The following is a 17,556-nucleotide window of genomic DNA, read 5'->3' on the forward strand; positions in this document are numbered from 1 at the left end:
GGATGGCGTCAAGGGAGCGAAGGCGGGAACTTACTGAGCGTCAGCCCGTGTCGCGGTAGTGCTGGCAGCCGCCTGCAACTTGGTGTGGTACAACTCCTGGCCACCCCAGTCATTGATGCTGCGGAAACTGAACGCGGCGCCGACATTGAAGCCGCCGTTGTTGACATCGAAAGTTTTGCGTTCACCGGGGGCAATCATGAATCGCTCGGCGACCAGGTTGCTGTACTCGAGTTTCTCGCCCAGCAGTTGCACCATCGAAACGTGAAAGGCACTCGGGTTGTAGACGCTCAGTTGCTTGCCGCCGTTTTCCAGTCTCCATTGCAGGCTGCCAGCGGCGTCCTTGGCTTCTCCGGTCAGCCCGGCCGGGCGATAGAACACTTTGATCTTCTGGCGAACAGCGATTTGCAGGGTGTTCTTACCTTCTACGCTGGCGGGGATTTCCTGCACGCTGAGCCAGACCACCGACTCGCGGTCCTGAGGCAAACCCGCGCCCTTGTACAGGATCCGCAACAACTGCTGACCATTGGCGGTCATTTTTGTCAGAGGTGGTGTCACGGCGAATGGCACCGCCGAATCTTCTTCCCTCCCATTATCCAGCCACGATTGCAGGAGGATCGGTTTGTCACTTTCGTTGCGTACCGTGATGTTTTCTTCTTTGTTTTTGGCTTCGAAGATAATGCGCGTCGCCCCTAGGGTAATACCTGCCTCGGCGCTGGAAAAAAACACCAAAGGCAATAAACAGAACAGTGCTTTCAAACTGCGCTTACACATAACAACCCTCTAACCAATTAACCCGACAAAAATCAAACATCTGCCGACGCAGAATATTTCCCTGCAACTAATCTTAAAAAATACGAGATCCCGATGATTTCGTTGACTACATCGACATCTAGCGACAGCATCACTCGCCCATATAATAAAAAAACAAATGCACTACCGGACGCACGCCCTTTGGCATTGCATCCGGCAGTGGCAACAGCAACTTACTCGTAGGTCAGAACGAATGGCAGGCTACCGTTTGCAGCACCTGGAGTTTGTGCGCCAGTAGTACGCAGGTAAGCAGCGGCCAGATCGATCTTGGCAGTACCGGCACCGGTTGATGCGTTAACAGTCAGGGCTGCACGAACTTCCGGATCCTTGGACATGTCGATGATGTTGCGGCTGCCATCGACAACGGCGATAGCGGCGCCAGCTGCACCACCAGGAGACAGGGCCAACAGACGGGCATCGGAAGTGTCACGGCCCGAACCGGCTTGCGGGTCGAAGTTCATGACCACGGTGTCATAGGCGCCAACGCCGGTGCAGCCGATATCGAAGCTCAGGTCGGTAACGGCAACGCCTACCGATCCGTTGCCAGGAGCGGCGGTTTCCAGGTCGGCAAACGAAACGCTGCCCATGTCGACAACGATGTTGTTGCCGGTGCCGGAGGCATCGCCACCAGGAGTCACGGTGCAGCTGGCGGCAGTCAGGTTACCTGTGAATTGCAGGGTGCCGCTTGCAGCGTTGGCAGTGGAAGACATTGCAGCAGCGGCAGCGATGGCGAGAGCGATAAAGGAAAGTTTTTTCATGGGACCAGATCCGTTCGATTAATTTAGTCCTGCGTTGGCAGGTAAAACTAGATTAATTCGCCGCTTTAAAAAACATTGTAGGAGCAGTCCAGATCGCCCGTCAGATCAACAGCTACATCCATGTAGGATTGGTACTACAGAATATTATTTTAATGATATAAATCACTATACATACGCGGATTCGCTCATTAAAACCGTGCCCTGACCGATAACTAATTTCAGCGAGCCGCATTATTGACCCTTGTTTTGATCTGGCTTCGCAACGAGAATGATGGCACTTTATTTAATTGCTGTTGTTGAACACTTATTTTTTCTACCCGCTGAGAGAAACAATGAAAGTCTTAGTCGTTGACGACCATCAAATCGTTACCCTGGCGGTCACTAACCTTCTTCATGGACAAGGTTTCGAAGTGGTCGGCGATGCCACCACCGGCATTCTCGCAATTGATGGGGTGCGTAAACTGAAACCTGACTTGGTCATTCTCGACGTCGATATTCCTCAACTGGACGGTTTGAGTGTGATGAAGCGTCTGTCGTGCATCACCCCCAGGCCCAGGATTCTTATTTTTACCGGAGCCAAGAATGCCCGACTGCCCCAGCGCTGCCTGCAGGATGGCGCCTCGGGCTATGTGAGCAAAGAAGGCACCATGGGCGAACTGCTTAACGCGTGCCTGGCCATCAAGGATGGCTATACTTGGTTCAAGGCAGACACCATCGACTCGGTACGCGAGGAAGACTTCAGCTCGGACGAAGACGATGCGGTGAAGAAACTGTCGCCTCGGGAAATGAACGTGCTGCGCTGTCTGGCGGCCGGCCTGACCAACATGAAAATCGCCGAGTCACTGCACATCAGTAACAAGACCGTTAGCACCTACAAGACCCGACTGCAGGAAAAACTCAAGATCGAGAGCATTGTCGAACTGGCGGAATTCGCCAAGCGCCACGGCCTGGCCTGAGCTTTCCCCTCGATACAAAAAAACTGCATCGCTGCAGTTTTTTTTGCTCGTCATCCGGATCGAAGCCGCCTCAGCTGTGCTCGATGATCAGCACACCGCTCTGCCACAGACGCGCCAGTTCCGTTACGCCCCCGGTCAAGGTTTGCGTCTGCTCGGCGAAGTTGACTTGCCGCAGATGCATGCTTTGTTCACAACCAACATTCTCCCGCGCGCTGGCCGTGGCTGTGGTATTGCCCCACGCCGCCGCCTCGCGCGTCGACAAACCGCAACCGCCCTCGACCAGAAAACCCTGAAAATGCAAAACCCCCGCATAGGGTGCGGGCGCCGCTGCCAGGCATTGCGCACTGATGGATGCCAACGCCAGAACGAACATCAGTTGTTTACGCATGAATCACCGGGAGGTTGAGGAGGACTTCACAAAGTAAAGACCAGAGCCACCCGCAGGTAAATAGCTGAATTGATCCTGCATCACAAAATTGCTCAACGTTTGATGCCGATCAGTTAAACAATGTAGGACATCGCTCTACTATTCTCCCAGCAATGCCTCTTCCAGTAGCAGAAGGTTTTGCTTCAAGTGGTGCACCTGCACCAGGCAGTTCTCTTCCTGATGCTGCTCGGCGAACGCCTGCAACCGTCGACAGTCGCCCACCACTTCGTGGGCATCGATGATTTTCGCCGCCCCCTTGATCTTGTGGGCCAGACGCGCCAGTTCCGGCAGATCGCTCTCGGCGATCAGCACATCGAGCAACAGCCGATCCTCCCGATTGCTGCGCACGACTTGCTCAATGAAGGTCGCATGCGCCTCGGCACCCAGCCCGTTGACCTTGGCCAGCGCTTCGGCGGAAAACGGCATGGCTCGGTCGGGGAAGGCCAACTGGATGCGGTTGAGCAAGTGGTCCAGGGACAAGGGTTTGAACAGGCAGTCATTCATGCCCGCCCGCAAGCAATGCTTGACCACTTCTGTCTGGGCATTGGCGGTCAAGCCAAAGACCGGACATGCCGGCAACCGCTGTTCACGCTCCCCCACACGCAAGTGTCGGGTGAATTCGAAGCCGTCCATGTTCGGCATGTTGCAATCGGTGATCACCAGATCAAACGCCGGGTCCGCGTGTCGACACATGAACAGCGCCCGCGAGCCGTCTTCCGCTTCCTCCGCACGATGGCCGGCAAACTCCAGTTGCTGACACAACAGCAAGCGATTGGCGGCGTGATCATCCACCACCAGTACATGCAGCGAGCGCCCCGGCATGGGCGCCTTTGACGCTTCTTCAGGCATTTGCGGTTCTTCGCAAAGCACGCCGTTGAACACAAGACTGAAGGTAGAGCCAACTTGCGGTTCGCTTTCAAGTTGCAACTCGCCACCGAGCAATTCCGCCAGCCGTCGACAGATGCTCAACCCAAGCCCCGTCCCGCCCTGGGTCGCACTGCCGTGGCTGGTCTGGATGAACGGCTCGAAAACCTCCAGTTGCTGGGCTTTCGATAAACCATGACCGGTATCGGTCACCTGGATCATGAACTGCCCTACCCCGTCCTGCGGCGCCTGTACGGCATCGAATACCGCGATCTCGATACTGCCCTGTTCCGTGAACTTGATGGCATTGCTCAGCAGGTTGGAGACGATCTGCTTCAACAGCAGCGAGTCGATCAGGATATGCGGGTGCCTGACCTCCAACACCAGGTCGATCTCCAGACCTTTGTTCAGCGCGCTGGTTTCGAACAGCTTGAACACCGAGTTCATCAGCTTGGGCAGATCGGTCGGGCGCGGCGAAGGTTTCATCGCCCCCGATTCGATTTTCGACAGATCGAGGATATCGCCGATCAACGACAGCAGCGCCTGCGCCGACTCGTGAGCGACGTCCACGGCTTCGCGCACTTGCTCGGCGCTACCACCACGCCGCTGGAGCAATTCCAGCAGGCCGATGATGGCGTTCATCGGGGTGCGGATTTCATGGCTCATGCTGGCCAAGAACACCGACTTCGAACGGTTCGCCGCATCCGCGGTGTCCCTGGCATGGCGCAGCTCCTGAAGAATCTGCTCACGCTCGGTCAGGTCGATCCAGCCACCTATGACGCCGATCACCTGCCCGTCGGCGTTGCGAAACGGCAAAGTCCAGTGATAGATGCGGTACGCCTGGCCGCAGACCTGCACCTCCATATCGGCAAATGTCGGCTCACCCTCCAACAGGGTACGCTCGTAGAACTGCTGGTAACGCTCGTTGAAATGCGGAGTTATCAACGGTGTATCACGCAACTTCTTGCCGTCGACGATATGCCGCTCGGTCTGCAGAAAATCCAGGTAAGACTGATTGCACTGCAGCAATCGTCCCTCATGGTCGCGGACATACAGCGCCACTGGAGAGCCATCGATCAGGGTTCGGGTGAACTCCAGTTGATCCTTGAGTTTGCGTTCGGCCGCCTGACGCTGGGTGATTTGCAGGCGCAGGTATCGGTTCCAGATGCAAAACAGCACCACGCACAGAAAAGCGACGCCCAAAACCTTGTAGACGAAGCCACGATAATTGGTCCAGGAGCTGGCCACAGGTGGCGTGGCGTGACTGCGCCAGCGCTCGGTCATGTATTGCAGGTCTTCCGGTGCAATGTCGAGCAAGGCCTTGTTGATGATGTTGAGCAGGATCGCCTGATCATCTCGCACCGCCAGGCCGATACGGGCCGGGCCGGCCCCCACGGAAGCGCGGATGGCCAACTGATCGGGGTAAAAATTCTTGATGAAATATTCGGCGCCAATCCGGGTGTTGATCGCCCCGTCTACATCACCTTCGATGAGCATTTCCGTGCCGCGCACAGTGCTCTCGACCGGCACCAAGGCGATGCGCGGGTAATGTTGGCGGAACCAGGGAATCAGCGCGTTGCCGGCGACGACGGCGATGGCACGGCCATTGAAGTCACTGACCTCTTTCAAGTCCTCCGGCTCGAGACGGCTGACCAGAACCGACGGATTGACTGCATAGGGCCGGCTGAACCGCAGTCTGTCGGTCGGCTCCTGCCCGATACCCAATGCAGCAATCACACCCACCGAACCGTCGTGCAACCGCTCGAGCATGTCAGTGACACTGTTGGTGCGCACCATCACCAAGCGCAGGCCGGTACGCTGGGAAATTCGCTGCAGTACGTCGGCGGTCAAACCTCGGTGAACACCCTGCTCGTCATAGAACGTCATCGGTGCGTAGCTTCCGCTGACGGCGACTTTGACCTTCGGATGTTGGGCGATCCACTGCTGCTCCTGCTCGCAGAGGTCAAGTATCGAAGGCGACTGCACGTAGCGTGCGGCCAAGTCCCAGCGGTTGGTGATGCGCAGGCGCCCGGCCAGCGGGATGGCTTCCAGCGTGCGGTTAACGGCCTCCAGCAGTCGAGGGTTACCGGCACTGACGGCGAAGGCAAAATTTATGTCGGGTTGCAGGGCGTCAGCGGCAATATGGACGCCGTTGTAGAAGGTGCTCTTGATCAGGAAATCAGCTGACGCCGCATTACTCCAGGTCGCATCCGCCTGGCCGTCGACCAGCGCCGACAAGGCATCGAAGTCTGAGCTACGGGGTAGCAGAATGGCCTCCGGGTAGTGCGTTTTCAAACGCTGGTACAGTTTTCGATCATTGCGAAACGCCAGTCGCTGCCCGCTCATTCGATCCAGTCCCTTCAAGCTGTCGCCGGTACGCTTGACGATCACCGCGCGATTGAGCAGGTAAGGATTGGAGGTGGTTATACCTTCGCGTTCCCCCGAGTGACTGGAGTAGATCGCCAAAAGCTCCAGATTGCCGGCCACCAGAGCCATCTCGGCCTCTTGCCGGCTGTGGTAGCGAAAAATGCGCACGTCGGTCAAACCCAGGGTGTTACGCAACACGCCGAGGTAATCCGCCGCGACGCCTTCGAATTTGTCGGTTTCAAAACCGATGTCGAACGGTACAAAACCCTCGCCCCAGACACCGACGCGCAACACGGGGTGTTGACCCAGCCATGTGCGGATCGCCGGGCTGAAGTCAACAATCGGCGCGATCACCGGCGTCTGCACAAGCAACTGTAACTGCGCCGGTTGGGCATGCGCCATGGCGCCTGGAAAAACCCATGTCAGCCATAGCCATTTTGTGAAAAAGACAACGCGCAAATAACTGGTCAAAACAAGCGTTTCCCGAACCAAACCAAACAGGGGTAAAGCGGATCAGCAGCGGCGCTCTACGCGTGTCGTCAGCACGTAGGACCAAACGGTCTGCATCAACAGATTTGTCCTACGCAACATTCAGGCAAACCCTTCAAGGAGATCCGCGAGTGCAGCCTAGGGTGTTTTTCCAGCCACCCGGCCCACTGTCATGAAGGGTTCCGCATTGAAAATGCTCTTGATCGAAGACAATGCCATCCTGGCTCACGCTGCTCACAACAGTGCCAACCAGGCGGGTGTCTATTGCATCCGACACTGTTTTTCTACTACGCACGCACTGGCGATGAACGCCCAGAGCGCCATACAGTTCGATGTGGCAATGCTCAAATATTCCAGCGATATCCAGATCGACCTGCAGCACATGAACGCGCTGCACCGGCAGGGCAAAACCCGGCATTTCGTAATCGTCGGCTGTTACTCTTATCACCAAAGACGCTCCTTGCAGATCGTGGCCCGAACACTGGAACTGCCCTTGCTCGGGATCATTGATTTGCCATTGAGCAGCGGCCACTTGCGCAACCTGCTCGAATATATCCGTGACCAGCCTGCCGCCTCTTGCCTGGCCAGCCACGGTCGATGAACCTGTCGCGCACCAGACCTGTCGCAGTGCCTGGTGTACCCGTTTACCAAAGGTAGCGATAACCCAGCGTCAGCCCCCACGGTTGCTTGATGTCATGGCCTTTGGCGAACTCGGCATCCAGGGCAAGCTTGCTGCGCTCGCTGATCTGCACGATGCCGCCGAAACCCAGCTCCAGACGATCGCCCGGCACTTGTGCCTTGAGACGATTGTCATTGACCCTAACGGTGCTGGCACCTGCGTGTTCGGTGACCCACGACGCCTTGGCATAAGGTTGCACCTCAATCCCGTTGTCCAGCGTCATGCGCCGGCCGAACAATGAACCCAACCGGCTTTGCAGTGAGTTCATATCATCGGCATCCACGTGCAAACCATTAGTCGCGGTGTAGTCGCCGCCCGTGGTGTGGGTCGCCGTGACCTCCAGTTGCGGCTCGACGAACCAGCCTTTTTCCAGCGCAATGTGTTTCCCGACTTCGACGTCCATGCCGACCCCGTGGTTGGTGTAACTACCTTTCACCGGGCGCCCGAGATTGGTGGGGGTCTTGATTTCGTTGTCGAAGCGGCTGTACTTGGCGACCGTATCGACATACACGCCACTGTCGTGCAGATAGGTGGCGTAGGCGCCGAACATTCGGCTATCGATGTCGCCCGAAGCGCCCTCGCCAAAGTTCATGTTCGAGTGCGCGCCACCGACGACGCCACCGACGTACAGCTTGCCGGCGCCGAGGGCAAAAGCCTTGTCGGCGCCCACTTCCATGCCGGTGACGTTTTGCGTGAATGCGCGGCTGGAACCTTCACTCACATCGAAGCGCCGGCCGATGGCCCGAGTCCAGATACCACCTTCGTCCTTGCCCATGCGCAATTCGCCCAAACGCTTGACCAGGGCGTTCATCTGCGCGCTCCACAGCGTCGCCCCGGCGGTTTGTGCAGCTATCGCGGCGTTGGCGCCTTTGGAAAGGTCAGCTGGCCTGGGATCGGGATCAATTCGGGGATCGGGATCAATCCTGGGATCGAGAGTGTCCGGCGGTACGATCGATGAGGAGTTGACCAGAAACCAGTCGTCGCCCTGTTTATCGAGGGTATAGCGAAAGGCACCCGCATCGACGTGCTCACCCATGAGGTCGAACGTGCCATTGCCACCGCTGCCATCGACCACCCGCAACTGTTGCCCGGGACCGTTCGGATCGCGTCCCGAATCCTCGATGACCAGGGTGTGCTCACCCGATGTCTGCCCGTTGACCCGCAGCAAGTCGCCCTTCAAGGTCGAAAGATCGGTGCTCAAGTCAAAGCGGCCGTTACCGCTCAGGTTTTCGTTGACGGTCAGGGTCTTGAAGGTGCCGGACAAGGATGGATCGAACACCACATGCGCCTTGTTCAACTGCAACTCGCCGACGTTCGAGTCAGCGGTCATAAGCCACAGGCTGTTGTCCAGGCCCAGGTGCTGCAGACCGGTGATCGAGCCGCGCAACCGCGACTGCTCTTGCAGTGTCACCTCGACCTGTTGCGCTTCGACCTGAATATCGCCCTGCAACGTCGAGCCGACCGCTGCGAGCGATACATGCTGGTTATCCACCTGGCTACCGTCGGCCAGTTCACGCACGCTGGTGCGCAGCACTTGCTCACCTTCGACTCGACTGTCGAGCAATTCCAGGCGCAAGCCGCCGGACACATCGACTGCCACATGCTGCGCAATGATTGCCGACTCCTGCAGGTACAGCGCATTGATCTGCCCCGCTTGCGACAGCGAGCGAACGCCGGCGCTGTCTTCGCCCAGCACTTGCACCAGCGAGTCGGCCAGTCCCATCTTCGCACCGTCTTGCAGCAACAGTCCGCGAGAACCTTGGCCCGCGGCGCTGATGTTCAAACCTTGCGCCTGGACATGAGACAGACCGTAGCCGACGACTCCAGCACCGCCACCGTCGGCATTGATCGAAACATTTTTCAGATCGATCTGCGTGCCAGTTCCTACGGCGAACACACCGCCACTCAAGCCATGAACCCGGACGTCGACATCGCTGGCGTTCAGCGTCGAAGCGCCGTCAGCATAGAGGCCGTGGGCGCTGTCGCCGAAGGTCTCGACCGATCCCTTTTGCAGGTCAATCGTTGAGTTACTCTGGGCAAATGCGCCGATAGCGTTGGTGCCACGAGTGGTGATGCCGACGTCGTTGGCCTGCACCAGACTGGTCGAGCTGGCCGCCCAGATGCCATGGGCAGTCTGGCCACTGGTATCAATGCTGGAACTTTGCAGCGACACATGCGAGTCGCGATTGGCATTGATTCCTTTGGCGCTGCGGCCTGCTGTCTTGATCGCGCTGTTTACCACAGAGACACTGGCCCGCTGCTGGTCGTTGGTGCCGCGCAGATAAAGCCCATCGGCTGCGTTGCCCTCGGTGGCAATGTTGCCGCGCAACATGGCGAGGGTTGCGTTGCCGGTAATATTTACCCCGCGCGCGCCGGCGCCCTTGGTGCTGATATCGGTGTTATCCAGCGCCAGTCTGGCGTTGTTGCCCAACATCACCCCGTGGGCATTCTGGCCCTCGGTCTGCAGGGTGCCGCCGGTCACTGTGACCTGGCTCTCGACGCCACTGACCGCCAATGCCGATGCATTCGCGCCGGATGTGGTAAGCGTCACACCATTGAGCTCAAGTTCACCGGCCTGCACCTGCGCCGCATGACTGGCGCGTCCGGTGGTGGTCAGCGAACTGTCGGTGAGTTTCGCGCTGGCACCCGAACCATTGACCAGCAGCACCGGCTCATTGTCCTCGCTGGTGCTGAGAGTGGATTTTCGAAGCACGAGTTGATCACCGCTTCCAAGTTCGATCGAAGCGGCATGGGCACTGGAAAAAGCAACGCTGGCCAAAGAAATGGCTGCAGCCAGGGCGTGGGGTTTTGAAAGGATGCAACGCACGGAGTCGTCCTTGTTTGGAGTCGGGGATCGGTCAAACCACGCGGCATACAAGCGCTACGTTTCGTTTGGGTGACTTTGGCAATATTCAACCGTGAGCTTGAAGTGCAACGTAGGACGGGGGTATTAGCGGATGTCATCCAATTCTGTTCAGGAATGTTGAATGGTCCTACAGCTCTATTCTTATTCATGTCGACACACCAACAAAAAAGCCTCCACGCATATGCTATGGAGGATTTTGAGTGATAAAAAATCGGTTACTCGACGATGGTTTCAAAAACCAACTGACCATCGATTTTGCCACCTGCCAGCTTTTCATTCGGATTACTCTGAAGTTCCGCAATAAAGCCGTAGACCAGTTCGATTGGAGTGACTGTAGATGCACCATTACCGGACAACTTGTATCGCTTCCACAGATCGATGGGTTTACCGGCGCCATCCTTCAATGCAATCTGCAAGCCCTTGGCACAATTTGCACAGATATTGTTTTGCAGTGCGGCACCATCGGCGCGAATACGTTCGGAGCGAAAGCTCAAAGATACCGTATCATTGAACTGCCGGCTGTCTGCCTGATTGGTACACCCGAAAAATTCAATATTGAAGCGCTCCGAATCTTTCGCCTCGGACACCTCACCAAAGTTCACCAAAGTTCACCAAAGTTCACCAAAGTTCACCAAAGTTCACCAAAGTTCACCAGAATATCGTTATTGACCAAAGAGCAAGTGGTGATAATGGTGCCACCTCCGTTCGACGTGCCCAGAAGGATACTGTTTCTACTCACACCTTCATAAATGAACCACCGCTCATAAAGCTTTGACTCATAAGGTTTAAGTACGTAATTTCCAGGTTTAGGCAATGCGTAATTATTTTGAATAAAATTCTTGCGCATGTAACAGTTTTGCGGGAATAACTGATCCAGTTTTATCGTGAGACATATCGAGCCAATGGCCCACTGATTACAAATCGAGGGGCTTATATCCACGTAAACTGCGGTGATTGTTGTAACGCAGCCTGTAGTGCTGCCTACTCCAAAATACGCTACATACCACTCATTATTATAACGGGTGTCGGTGGTCTGCATCGGGTTGCCGTGAAGCCAATTTCATAGTAGCCGAGTATATCTCCAGGCTGGGATGTATGCAGATCCGCCGTAACCACGCTATTCGTAAAGGCCTCACTATAATCACACAATCCAGCAGCACGAGCGCCCGCACCGTAACTCTAAAATAACAAACCGACCAGCAATATACGAAGCATGGTAACCGCCCATTAATTTATTAATTCAACAGCAACACACTGCCCCCATACCGTGCTCTTAGTCTCGAACGACCAGCGATCAGGAACCTCAACGCATGCAGGTTAAATCTTGGACTGGAAGATTAATGTACGAACGGTCTGGCACCGTTGTCAGATGTCACGCCAACAAATAGAAGGATGGGTACTACGCGCTGACGTTAATTTCAACGCCAAGCAAAGTCCATAAAAATCCCCTGGAGCTTTTCATACGCTTTTTTGTAGGAAACATCCTTCAAAAATAGCGGAGCTTTCCTCGTTACTCGCCGTCCCGCCGCCAGCAGAATTCTTAATTGTTCATCCAGTCCCTGCGTGCAAATCCATAGAAATCGCCATCGCGCCACCAGAGCGCAAACACGGCAACCCCCATCAATGGTGTCAAGGATCAACCGATGAATTTACGCAACCTGAACATCGCGCCGAGGGCGCTGCTGGGCTTTTCCCTGATCGCGATCATGATGATCATTCTGGGCGGCTATTCACTCTCGCAGATGAAAACCATCGCGAAACTCGGCCAGGATGTCGCCAACAGCGATGTTCCGAGCCTGGTCAAGCTTGGCGAGTTCAGTTACATCATCCAGCGTCAACGTAACCTGAATCAGCAATTGGGCAACACCGACGACCACGAAATTCGCGAAGGCCTTATCAGCGAATTGTCCACGCTTCAGCAGATCACCCGCGACACTCAACAAGCCTATATGCCCTTCATTACCAGTGCGGAAGAACGCTCCAGCTTCGACACACTGGTCAAACAGCAAGCGCAATACGAAAAACTTGAAGAGCAACTGATCAGGGCCGCCCGAAATGATGCCAGGAACGAAACCGTGCACACCCTCATCAGTGGGGCGCTGCTCGACAACTACACCAGCAACAGCGACCTGGTTAATACCATGATTTCGATCAACGCCGAACAAAGCAAAGCTGCAGCGAAGATCAATGCCGAGAAGTTCGACATGACCGTCAAGACGACTATCGCCCTGTTGTTCCTGTCGACAGCGCTGACCATCCTCTGCGCCTGGTGCCTGACTATCAGCATCACCCGCCCGATCAAACTGGCGTTGGACGTGGCCGAGGAAATCGCCCATGGCAATCTCACTCGCACTATTACCGTCGAGGGCAAGGACGAAGCCGCTTACTTGTTGCTGGCCATGCAAAAGATGCAAGGCACCCTGCGTGAAACCCTGAAGCAGATCACCCAATGCGCGAATCAGTTGGGCGAAGCCACGGCAGAACTCGACTGCGTTACGGCGGAAAGCGCCATGGGTATTACCCAGCAAACCCTGGAAATTCAGCAGGCCGCCACCGCTGTCACACAGATGACCAGTGCCGTCGAAGAAGTATCGCGCAATGCGAGCAGTACCTCCTTGGCCTCGCAGAATGCACGGCGTTCGGCCGAAGAAGGCTGTGTCATGGTGGGAGAGACGTTGGTTGCCATCGAAAGCATGAGCCATGACGTGCAAGGCGCTGCCGACCTGATCAGTGCATTGGCCGTCGAATCCCAGGACATCGGCAGAGTGCTGGAGGTGATACGTGGGCTGGCGGATCAAACCAATCTACTGGCGCTCAATGCGGCGATTGAAGCGGCGCGCGCCGGTGAAGCCGGACGCGGCTTTGCCGTGGTCGCCGATGAAGTGCGAGCACTCGCTCATCGCACCCAACAATCCACCAGCGATATCGAGACCATGATCACCAGCATACAAAATGGCACCGAAAACGCTGTGGCCTCGATGCATCTGTGCACCGCACGCACGGTATCGACGCTGGACGTGGCCAAAGGCGCGGGCACGGCATTGCAGACCATCAATTGCGCCGTCATCGAGATCAACGAAAGTAATCTGGTGATCGCCGCCGCCGCGGAAGAACAGGCGCAAGTGGCCCGGGAAGTGGATCGCAACCTGCTCAACATCAACGACCTGTCCGCGCAATCGGCCACCGGCGCCAGTCAGGTCAGCGCGGCCAGCAACGAACTGGCGCGGTTGGCTGCTGGCCTCAATGACTTGGTCGTCAAGTTCCACATTTGAGCGCCTGCCCACCCAGCGTCGACTAAACCTGCGATTTCCCTTCAACTCCAGCCCCGCTGGAGTTTTTTCTGCTGCGAATCAAACCAGTCGAGCATTGCGTGAAGACTAGAGAACACAGGCTGAGGGCCAACCCATGAGAGTCCTGATAGTCGATGACCATGCCGTTGTGCGCATGGCCATCCGCTTGATTCTGGCCCGGGAAGGCCATGAGATTGTTGGTGAATGCGAAAACGGCAGGGATGCGATCAATCAAACCCTGGAGCTGAAACCGGATGTCGTGATACTGGATCTGGACATTCCCTTGATAGATGGCATGACGGTCATTCACCGGATTAGAACCGAGGCCCTTCGCACGCGCGTTCTGGTTTACACATCAATGAAAAATCCAGTGTATTCGACGCAGTGCCTGCGGGCCGGTGCTTCCGCATTTCTGTCAAAAGTGGGCGATCCGGGAGAAATCATTCCGGCCTTGCTAGCCGTTGCCGCCGGCAAAAGTTACTTTCCGATCGATACTATCGACTCGGTACGCCGAAGTGATTTCGCCGAAGACGACGAACAATTGCTCAAACGTCTGTCCCGTCGTGAACTCAGGGTTCTGCTGGGCCTGGCCCAAGGCAAGAGCAACATGCTGATCGCCCGGGAGATGTTGCTCAGCAATAAAACCGTTAGCACCTACAAGTCGCGCATCATGCAGAAGCTAAACAATGCGACGCTGTTGGAGCTGGTGGAGTTTGCCAGGCGCAATCAATTGATCTGAGCTTTGAGCAGAACAGTGGCGCAACTCACGGCTTCGCCCCGTTTTAATCATCCGGCTGTTTTGGCTGCGGGTTCGGTATCAGCGACTGGGGTGGCCACTGTCGGTGGCGAGGTTTCTTTCTCGGCCGCCGGCAAATGGTCGACGGCGGCGAAAATCTCTTCCAACTTGACGGTGTCCACTTGTTCGAGTTTCTTTTCGCCGTCCTTACCGACCAGAATCACCTTGGTCTTGGCGCCGGCCCCCAGCTTCAGTGAGCGGATCAACGCCGCCGTGTCCTGAGGCCCCAAATCTATGCCTTCGTGTTGGCCCATCAGGTTGAGCTCGGTGTACAGCACCATGTAGCGATCAGTGAAGCCCTTGCGATTGGCAGGCTCATCCAGCGACTTTTTTAGGCTGACCCATGTCGGATCAACCGTGCTCGGAGCGATGATGATCAGTGGCCTTGCCCTGCCCTTATCCAGCGGTGAGTCGCCATCGGTGGTTAACAGGGGGCTGATTGAACAACAAGCGCAGCGTCTGGCGGCTGATGCCGGCGTATCGGCCACGATTTCCAAACTGATGTTCTTCTTCAAGCGCAGCGCTTGTATACGCGCCCCTATGGATGCCGCAATGACCTGGTCCGATAGAGTTCGAAATCTCATAACATCAGCTTTCCTAGACACTAACTTCAAAACAACCGATTTATGTCATAAATACTAGACACCAATCGAGCGAAAAAAGCGCGCTGAACTTCTGTCGCATTTTCACTCGTAGGTAAACCCTAAGACAGCTCAGCGACCAAACAGCCCTCAGTGGCAGTCTTCGAAGCATTCGGTTGGATAGCCTTTGTAGGATCAACTGAAAGAAGCGTCGGTCTTTTCTGTAGGAATTTTCGTAGACAGTCGTAATGGCCACTCAGTATCGTCCGAGGGTATTCAGCCCTCGGCGATTTTATGGACACGGAAAAGAGCAACAGCGATTGGACTGACATTGAGATTCAGGCTGCGGTAGACGCCTATCTCAGCATGTTGTCCCGCGAGCAAAGTGGTCAGAAAGTCGTTAAGACTGAGGAGAATCGCATCCTGCGTGAGGGAGCCTTAGCCGGTCGGACCAAAGGGTCGGTTGAGTTTCGGATGCAGAACATTTCTACGATCATGGTCGAGTTGGGTCGAGAGCCTATCAAGGGCTACAAACCCGCCAAGAATGTCGGCGCCAATGTAGCGCGAAGCATTCGAGAAGCGCTCAACGCTCCAAGTACTTTGACACCTGAGGATTTTGTCCCGACAGCGGACGAGGCAACGCTGGAACAGCGTTCTGCCAAACTTGAAAAACAACCGATTAAAGACGTGCCGAAAGGGATTGAGAGACCAGAACAGACTCAGTCCAGCGGAAAGTCATATGTTCGCGATCCTGAGGTGAGAGCTTGGGTTCGCCAACAGGCTAACGGTAGATGCGAAGGCTGTGGCGAGCCTGCTCCGTTTGAAAAGGATGGCAGGCCGTTTCTTGAGGTCCACCACGTTAAGCATTTGGCACAGGACGGTTCGGATCGGCCAAGCAATGCCGTGGCGCTGTGTCCGAACTGTCATCGACGTTGTCACCATTCCGGTGACCGGGATGAGTTCACTGCCTCACTGTTTCAGAAGGTGGAACGGTTGAAGTTTGAGTGATTGGGCCTGTAAAACTTCATTGGCACATGTGCAGGAAGGCGGCGAGTCGTAAGGATTGCGCTGCCCTCCCGATAAAAAGAGAAAACGCTTAGAGCCATCCAGGACTCGTCCTACAGCCACGATTAGCCACGCTCGTTAACGTCGCGCAGTCCCTTTCCGGGGCTGTCGATGGACGAACGAAAGGATGATCAGTGGCTGGCAACAAGGACATTCCGCGGATTAAGAATCCGCCCTCCGGTGATGGGCATCACGTCACCTACCGCTACATGACTGCCACCGAATTGGCCGAGCGGGACGCCAGACAAAAAGCCTACGAGGCCATGCTGGCCAGGCAAGACGCCTTCGAACGCAGCCGTCAGGTCATAGCGCAAAAGCAAAGGTCCACTCAAGCCGGATGTGTCTTCGCCAAGTCCTGCAAGCTGCCGGACGCCATCATCGATTACTCGAATCCCTCAGGGATGGTGCCGACCGATAGCCTGAAAGACTACGGCGACTTGATTCTGCTGGGTGCTCGCGAAGCGGATGATTCAGGCGTTGTGCCACTGAAGAAGATCAGTGGCACAGCGATTCCCGTCGGTCTGGGCTCCCTCGCCTTGGCCGGCTCGGCATTCGCCGCTGTCCCCGCCGCAGCCGCAGGCACCGTCGCGGCGGCGCTGGTTGGTCTCGTAGCGTTGGTCACACCCTCGAATCTGGGCGACAGCTCGCTTTACACCGAAGACCAACTCCGTGCGCTCAAACAGGCCCGTACCCGCGTTCGCCTGCGGGTCGAGCAACAGACTGACGGCAGCCTCAAGGGGTACGGTTTCTACACCGGCAAAAATCGCGATTGGGAAATGGTTGATGTCGTGCAGTTCACCTTGCGTGGCAGCCAGCAGGTGGCTGACCTGGGTGACGGCATTGAACTGATCTGGACACCGGCTGTAGATGGTTCCGACATCCTGGGCATTCCGGCGCTGGAGGCTGCACCACAAGCGCCGCATATTTGGGTTTACCCGCCGACGAAAGCGGCTGACAGCATCATTGTGAACCCGGTGTATCCGCCGGAGTACAAGGATTTCATTCTTGTGTTTCCGGCGGATTCAGGGATTAGGCCGGTATACATTGTTCTCAGTCAAACCAGTGATCATTCGTATTATGACCACCCGAAAACGCTTCCCGCATTCCCAGATACAACCCGCGTAAAGTCGAAGTCATCTGTTCAAGGGGGAGGAAGGAAGCGCGCTCGTTGGGTTGACCGTAAGGGGAGAATCTATGAATGGGACTACAAAAGTAATGCTGTGGAAAAATACGACAAACTCGGAATCCATTTAGGCGAGTTCAACCACATCACAGGCGAACAAACAAAACCTGCGAAACCAGGCAGAAAAACCTCAAGAAATTAAGGATTACAGCATGCGCTACCTTTTAATAACTGGCTTTTATCCGGATGACAAGCAGGACGACTCCTTGCAGTTTGAGCTGGATATCGAAGGAAGTGAACTCAATGAGAAAGTTGCGCATTTGATTGAATCGAAGCCACTTAATGAAGTGGAACCAGGAGAGCTACTTTTAAACGAAGATCAGGTAATGGCACTATCAAGACTTCTGGGCATCAGTTTCCCAGAGGGTTTAGAGTACTTTATGGGGACTTGCTCCAAGCAATGAAACCCAATGTGACAACCCTCC

14 protein-coding genes and 1 pseudogene are annotated in these 17,556 nt (G+C 55.8%); 8 read left to right on the forward strand and 7 right to left on the reverse strand.

What is annotated here, in order from left to right; translation table 11 throughout:
* Positions 1-30 precede the first annotated feature (30 nt).
* Both J2X66_RS14155 and J2X66_RS14160 read right to left on the reverse strand, forming a co-directional pair.
* The gene (locus J2X66_RS14155) at positions 31-771 is read right to left on the reverse strand and encodes a molecular chaperone (protein WP_310265307.1); all 741 of its coding nucleotides are present in this window, start codon (positions 769-771) and stop codon (positions 31-33) included.
* A gap of 212 nt (positions 772-983) precedes the next feature.
* Positions 984-1,568, reverse strand: a complete 585-nt coding sequence (locus J2X66_RS14160) for a hypothetical protein (RefSeq protein ID WP_310265308.1) — start codon at positions 1,566-1,568, stop codon at positions 984-986.
* A gap of 332 nt (positions 1,569-1,900) precedes the next feature.
* Here J2X66_RS14160 and J2X66_RS14165 point away from each other — a divergent pair, with 332 nt between their 5' ends.
* Complete coding sequence (locus J2X66_RS14165; protein WP_310265309.1) at positions 1,901-2,524, forward strand: response regulator transcription factor; 624 nt, start codon at positions 1,901-1,903, stop codon at positions 2,522-2,524.
* 70 nt (positions 2,525-2,594) lie between these two features.
* On the opposite strand, the gene J2X66_RS14170 is transcribed toward J2X66_RS14165, so the two are convergent.
* Both J2X66_RS14170 and J2X66_RS14175 read right to left on the reverse strand, forming a co-directional pair.
* Entirely contained in the window at positions 2,595-2,912 is a 318-nt protein-coding gene (locus tag J2X66_RS14170) for a hypothetical protein (RefSeq protein ID WP_310265311.1), read from the reverse strand.
* A 138-nt stretch (positions 2,913-3,050) separates the two neighbouring features.
* Positions 3,051-6,584 carry an ATP-binding protein gene (locus J2X66_RS14175; RefSeq protein ID WP_310265313.1) on the reverse strand — a complete coding sequence of 1,178 codons (3,534 nt, stop codon included), beginning with the start codon at positions 6,582-6,584 and terminating at the stop codon, positions 3,051-3,053.
* Positions 6,585-6,843: 259 nt separating this feature from the next.
* On the opposite strand from J2X66_RS14175, the gene J2X66_RS14180 reads away from it, so the two are divergent.
* Positions 6,844-7,272 carry a hypothetical protein gene (locus J2X66_RS14180; RefSeq protein WP_310265314.1) on the forward strand — a complete coding sequence of 143 codons (429 nt, stop codon included), beginning with the start codon at positions 6,844-6,846 and terminating at the stop codon, positions 7,270-7,272.
* A 43-nt stretch (positions 7,273-7,315) separates the two neighbouring features.
* On the opposite strand, the gene J2X66_RS14185 is transcribed toward J2X66_RS14180, so the two are convergent.
* Together J2X66_RS14185 and J2X66_RS14190 are read right to left on the reverse strand one after the other, a co-directional pair.
* Positions 7,316-10,177 carry an autotransporter outer membrane beta-barrel domain-containing protein gene (locus tag J2X66_RS14185; protein ID WP_310265317.1) on the reverse strand — a complete coding sequence of 954 codons (2,862 nt, stop codon included), beginning with the start codon at positions 10,175-10,177 and terminating at the stop codon, positions 7,316-7,318.
* Between the two features lie 254 nt (positions 10,178-10,431).
* Positions 10,432-10,818 carry a hypothetical protein gene (locus tag J2X66_RS14190; protein ID WP_310265319.1) on the reverse strand — a complete coding sequence of 129 codons (387 nt, stop codon included), beginning with the start codon at positions 10,816-10,818 and terminating at the stop codon, positions 10,432-10,434.
* A 1,041-nt stretch (positions 10,819-11,859) separates the two neighbouring features.
* Here J2X66_RS14190 and J2X66_RS30190 point away from each other — a divergent pair.
* The 3 genes and pseudogenes from J2X66_RS30190 to J2X66_RS14200 form a co-directional block, all read left to right on the forward strand.
* Positions 11,860-12,633 (forward strand): annotated as a pseudogene (locus tag J2X66_RS30190) (MCP four helix bundle domain-containing protein); the annotation flags it as partial.
* 93 nt (positions 12,634-12,726) lie between these two features.
* Positions 12,727-13,488, forward strand: coding sequence for a methyl-accepting chemotaxis protein (locus J2X66_RS30195; RefSeq protein WP_405046782.1), 762 nt, complete (start codon positions 12,727-12,729; stop codon positions 13,486-13,488).
* Between the two features lie 133 nt (positions 13,489-13,621).
* Positions 13,622-14,245: a response regulator transcription factor gene (locus J2X66_RS14200; RefSeq protein WP_310265323.1), complete on the forward strand. Its 624-nt coding sequence runs from the start codon at positions 13,622-13,624 to the stop codon at positions 14,243-14,245.
* 47 nt (positions 14,246-14,292) lie between these two features.
* Here J2X66_RS14200 and J2X66_RS14205 read toward each other — a convergent pair whose 3' ends face one another.
* On the reverse strand, positions 14,293-14,886 hold the full coding sequence (locus J2X66_RS14205; protein ID WP_310265325.1) for a DUF4174 domain-containing protein: 594 nt from the start codon (positions 14,884-14,886) through the stop codon (positions 14,293-14,295).
* Positions 14,887-15,177: 291 nt separating this feature from the next.
* Between J2X66_RS14205 and J2X66_RS14210 the strand changes: the two genes are divergently transcribed.
* The 3 genes from J2X66_RS14210 to J2X66_RS14220 all read left to right on the forward strand — a co-directional run bounded on the left by J2X66_RS14210 (position 15,178) and on the right by J2X66_RS14220 (position 17,535).
* Positions 15,178-15,891, forward strand: coding sequence for an HNH endonuclease (locus J2X66_RS14210; RefSeq protein ID WP_310265327.1), 714 nt, complete (start codon positions 15,178-15,180; stop codon positions 15,889-15,891).
* 191 nt (positions 15,892-16,082) lie between these two features.
* Positions 16,083-17,273, forward strand: coding sequence for an S-type pyocin domain-containing protein (locus J2X66_RS14215; RefSeq protein ID WP_310265330.1), 1,191 nt, complete (start codon positions 16,083-16,085; stop codon positions 17,271-17,273).
* Between the two features lie 10 nt (positions 17,274-17,283).
* A complete protein-coding gene (locus J2X66_RS14220) occupies positions 17,284-17,535 on the forward strand; it encodes a pyocin S6 family toxin immunity protein (protein ID WP_259153025.1) in 252 nt (83 codons plus the stop codon).
* Positions 17,536-17,556: the final 21 nt, after the last annotated feature.

This window comes from Pseudomonas sp. 3296 (assembly GCF_031456615.1).
Taxonomy (GTDB): Bacteria; Pseudomonadota; Gammaproteobacteria; order Pseudomonadales; family Pseudomonadaceae; genus Aquipseudomonas; species Aquipseudomonas mucoides.

Coding starts and splice junctions, on each gene's coding strand:
- J2X66_RS14155 (WP_310265307.1), bottom strand. CDS start 771: ATGTGTAAGCGCAGTTTGAAAGCACTGTTCTGTTTATTGCCTTTGGTG.
- J2X66_RS14160 (WP_310265308.1), bottom strand. CDS start 1,568: ATGAAAAAACTTTCCTTTATCGCTCTCGCCATCGCTGCCGCTGCTGCA.
- J2X66_RS14165 (WP_310265309.1), top strand. CDS start 1,901: ATGAAAGTCTTAGTCGTTGACGACCATCAAATCGTTACCCTGGCGGTC.
- J2X66_RS14170 (WP_310265311.1), bottom strand. CDS start 2,912: ATGCGTAAACAACTGATGTTCGTTCTGGCGTTGGCATCCATCAGTGCG.
- J2X66_RS14175 (WP_310265313.1), bottom strand. CDS start 6,584: ATGGCGCATGCCCAACCGGCGCAGTTACAGTTGCTTGTGCAGACGCCG.
- J2X66_RS14180 (WP_310265314.1), top strand. CDS start 6,844: ATGAAGGGTTCCGCATTGAAAATGCTCTTGATCGAAGACAATGCCATC.
- J2X66_RS30195 (WP_405046782.1), top strand. CDS start 12,727: ATGGGTATTACCCAGCAAACCCTGGAAATTCAGCAGGCCGCCACCGCT.
- J2X66_RS14200 (WP_310265323.1), top strand. CDS start 13,622: ATGAGAGTCCTGATAGTCGATGACCATGCCGTTGTGCGCATGGCCATC.
- J2X66_RS14205 (WP_310265325.1), bottom strand. CDS start 14,886: ATGAGATTTCGAACTCTATCGGACCAGGTCATTGCGGCATCCATAGGG.
- J2X66_RS14210 (WP_310265327.1), top strand. CDS start 15,178: ATGGACACGGAAAAGAGCAACAGCGATTGGACTGACATTGAGATTCAG.
- J2X66_RS14220 (WP_259153025.1), top strand. CDS start 17,284: ATGCGCTACCTTTTAATAACTGGCTTTTATCCGGATGACAAGCAGGAC.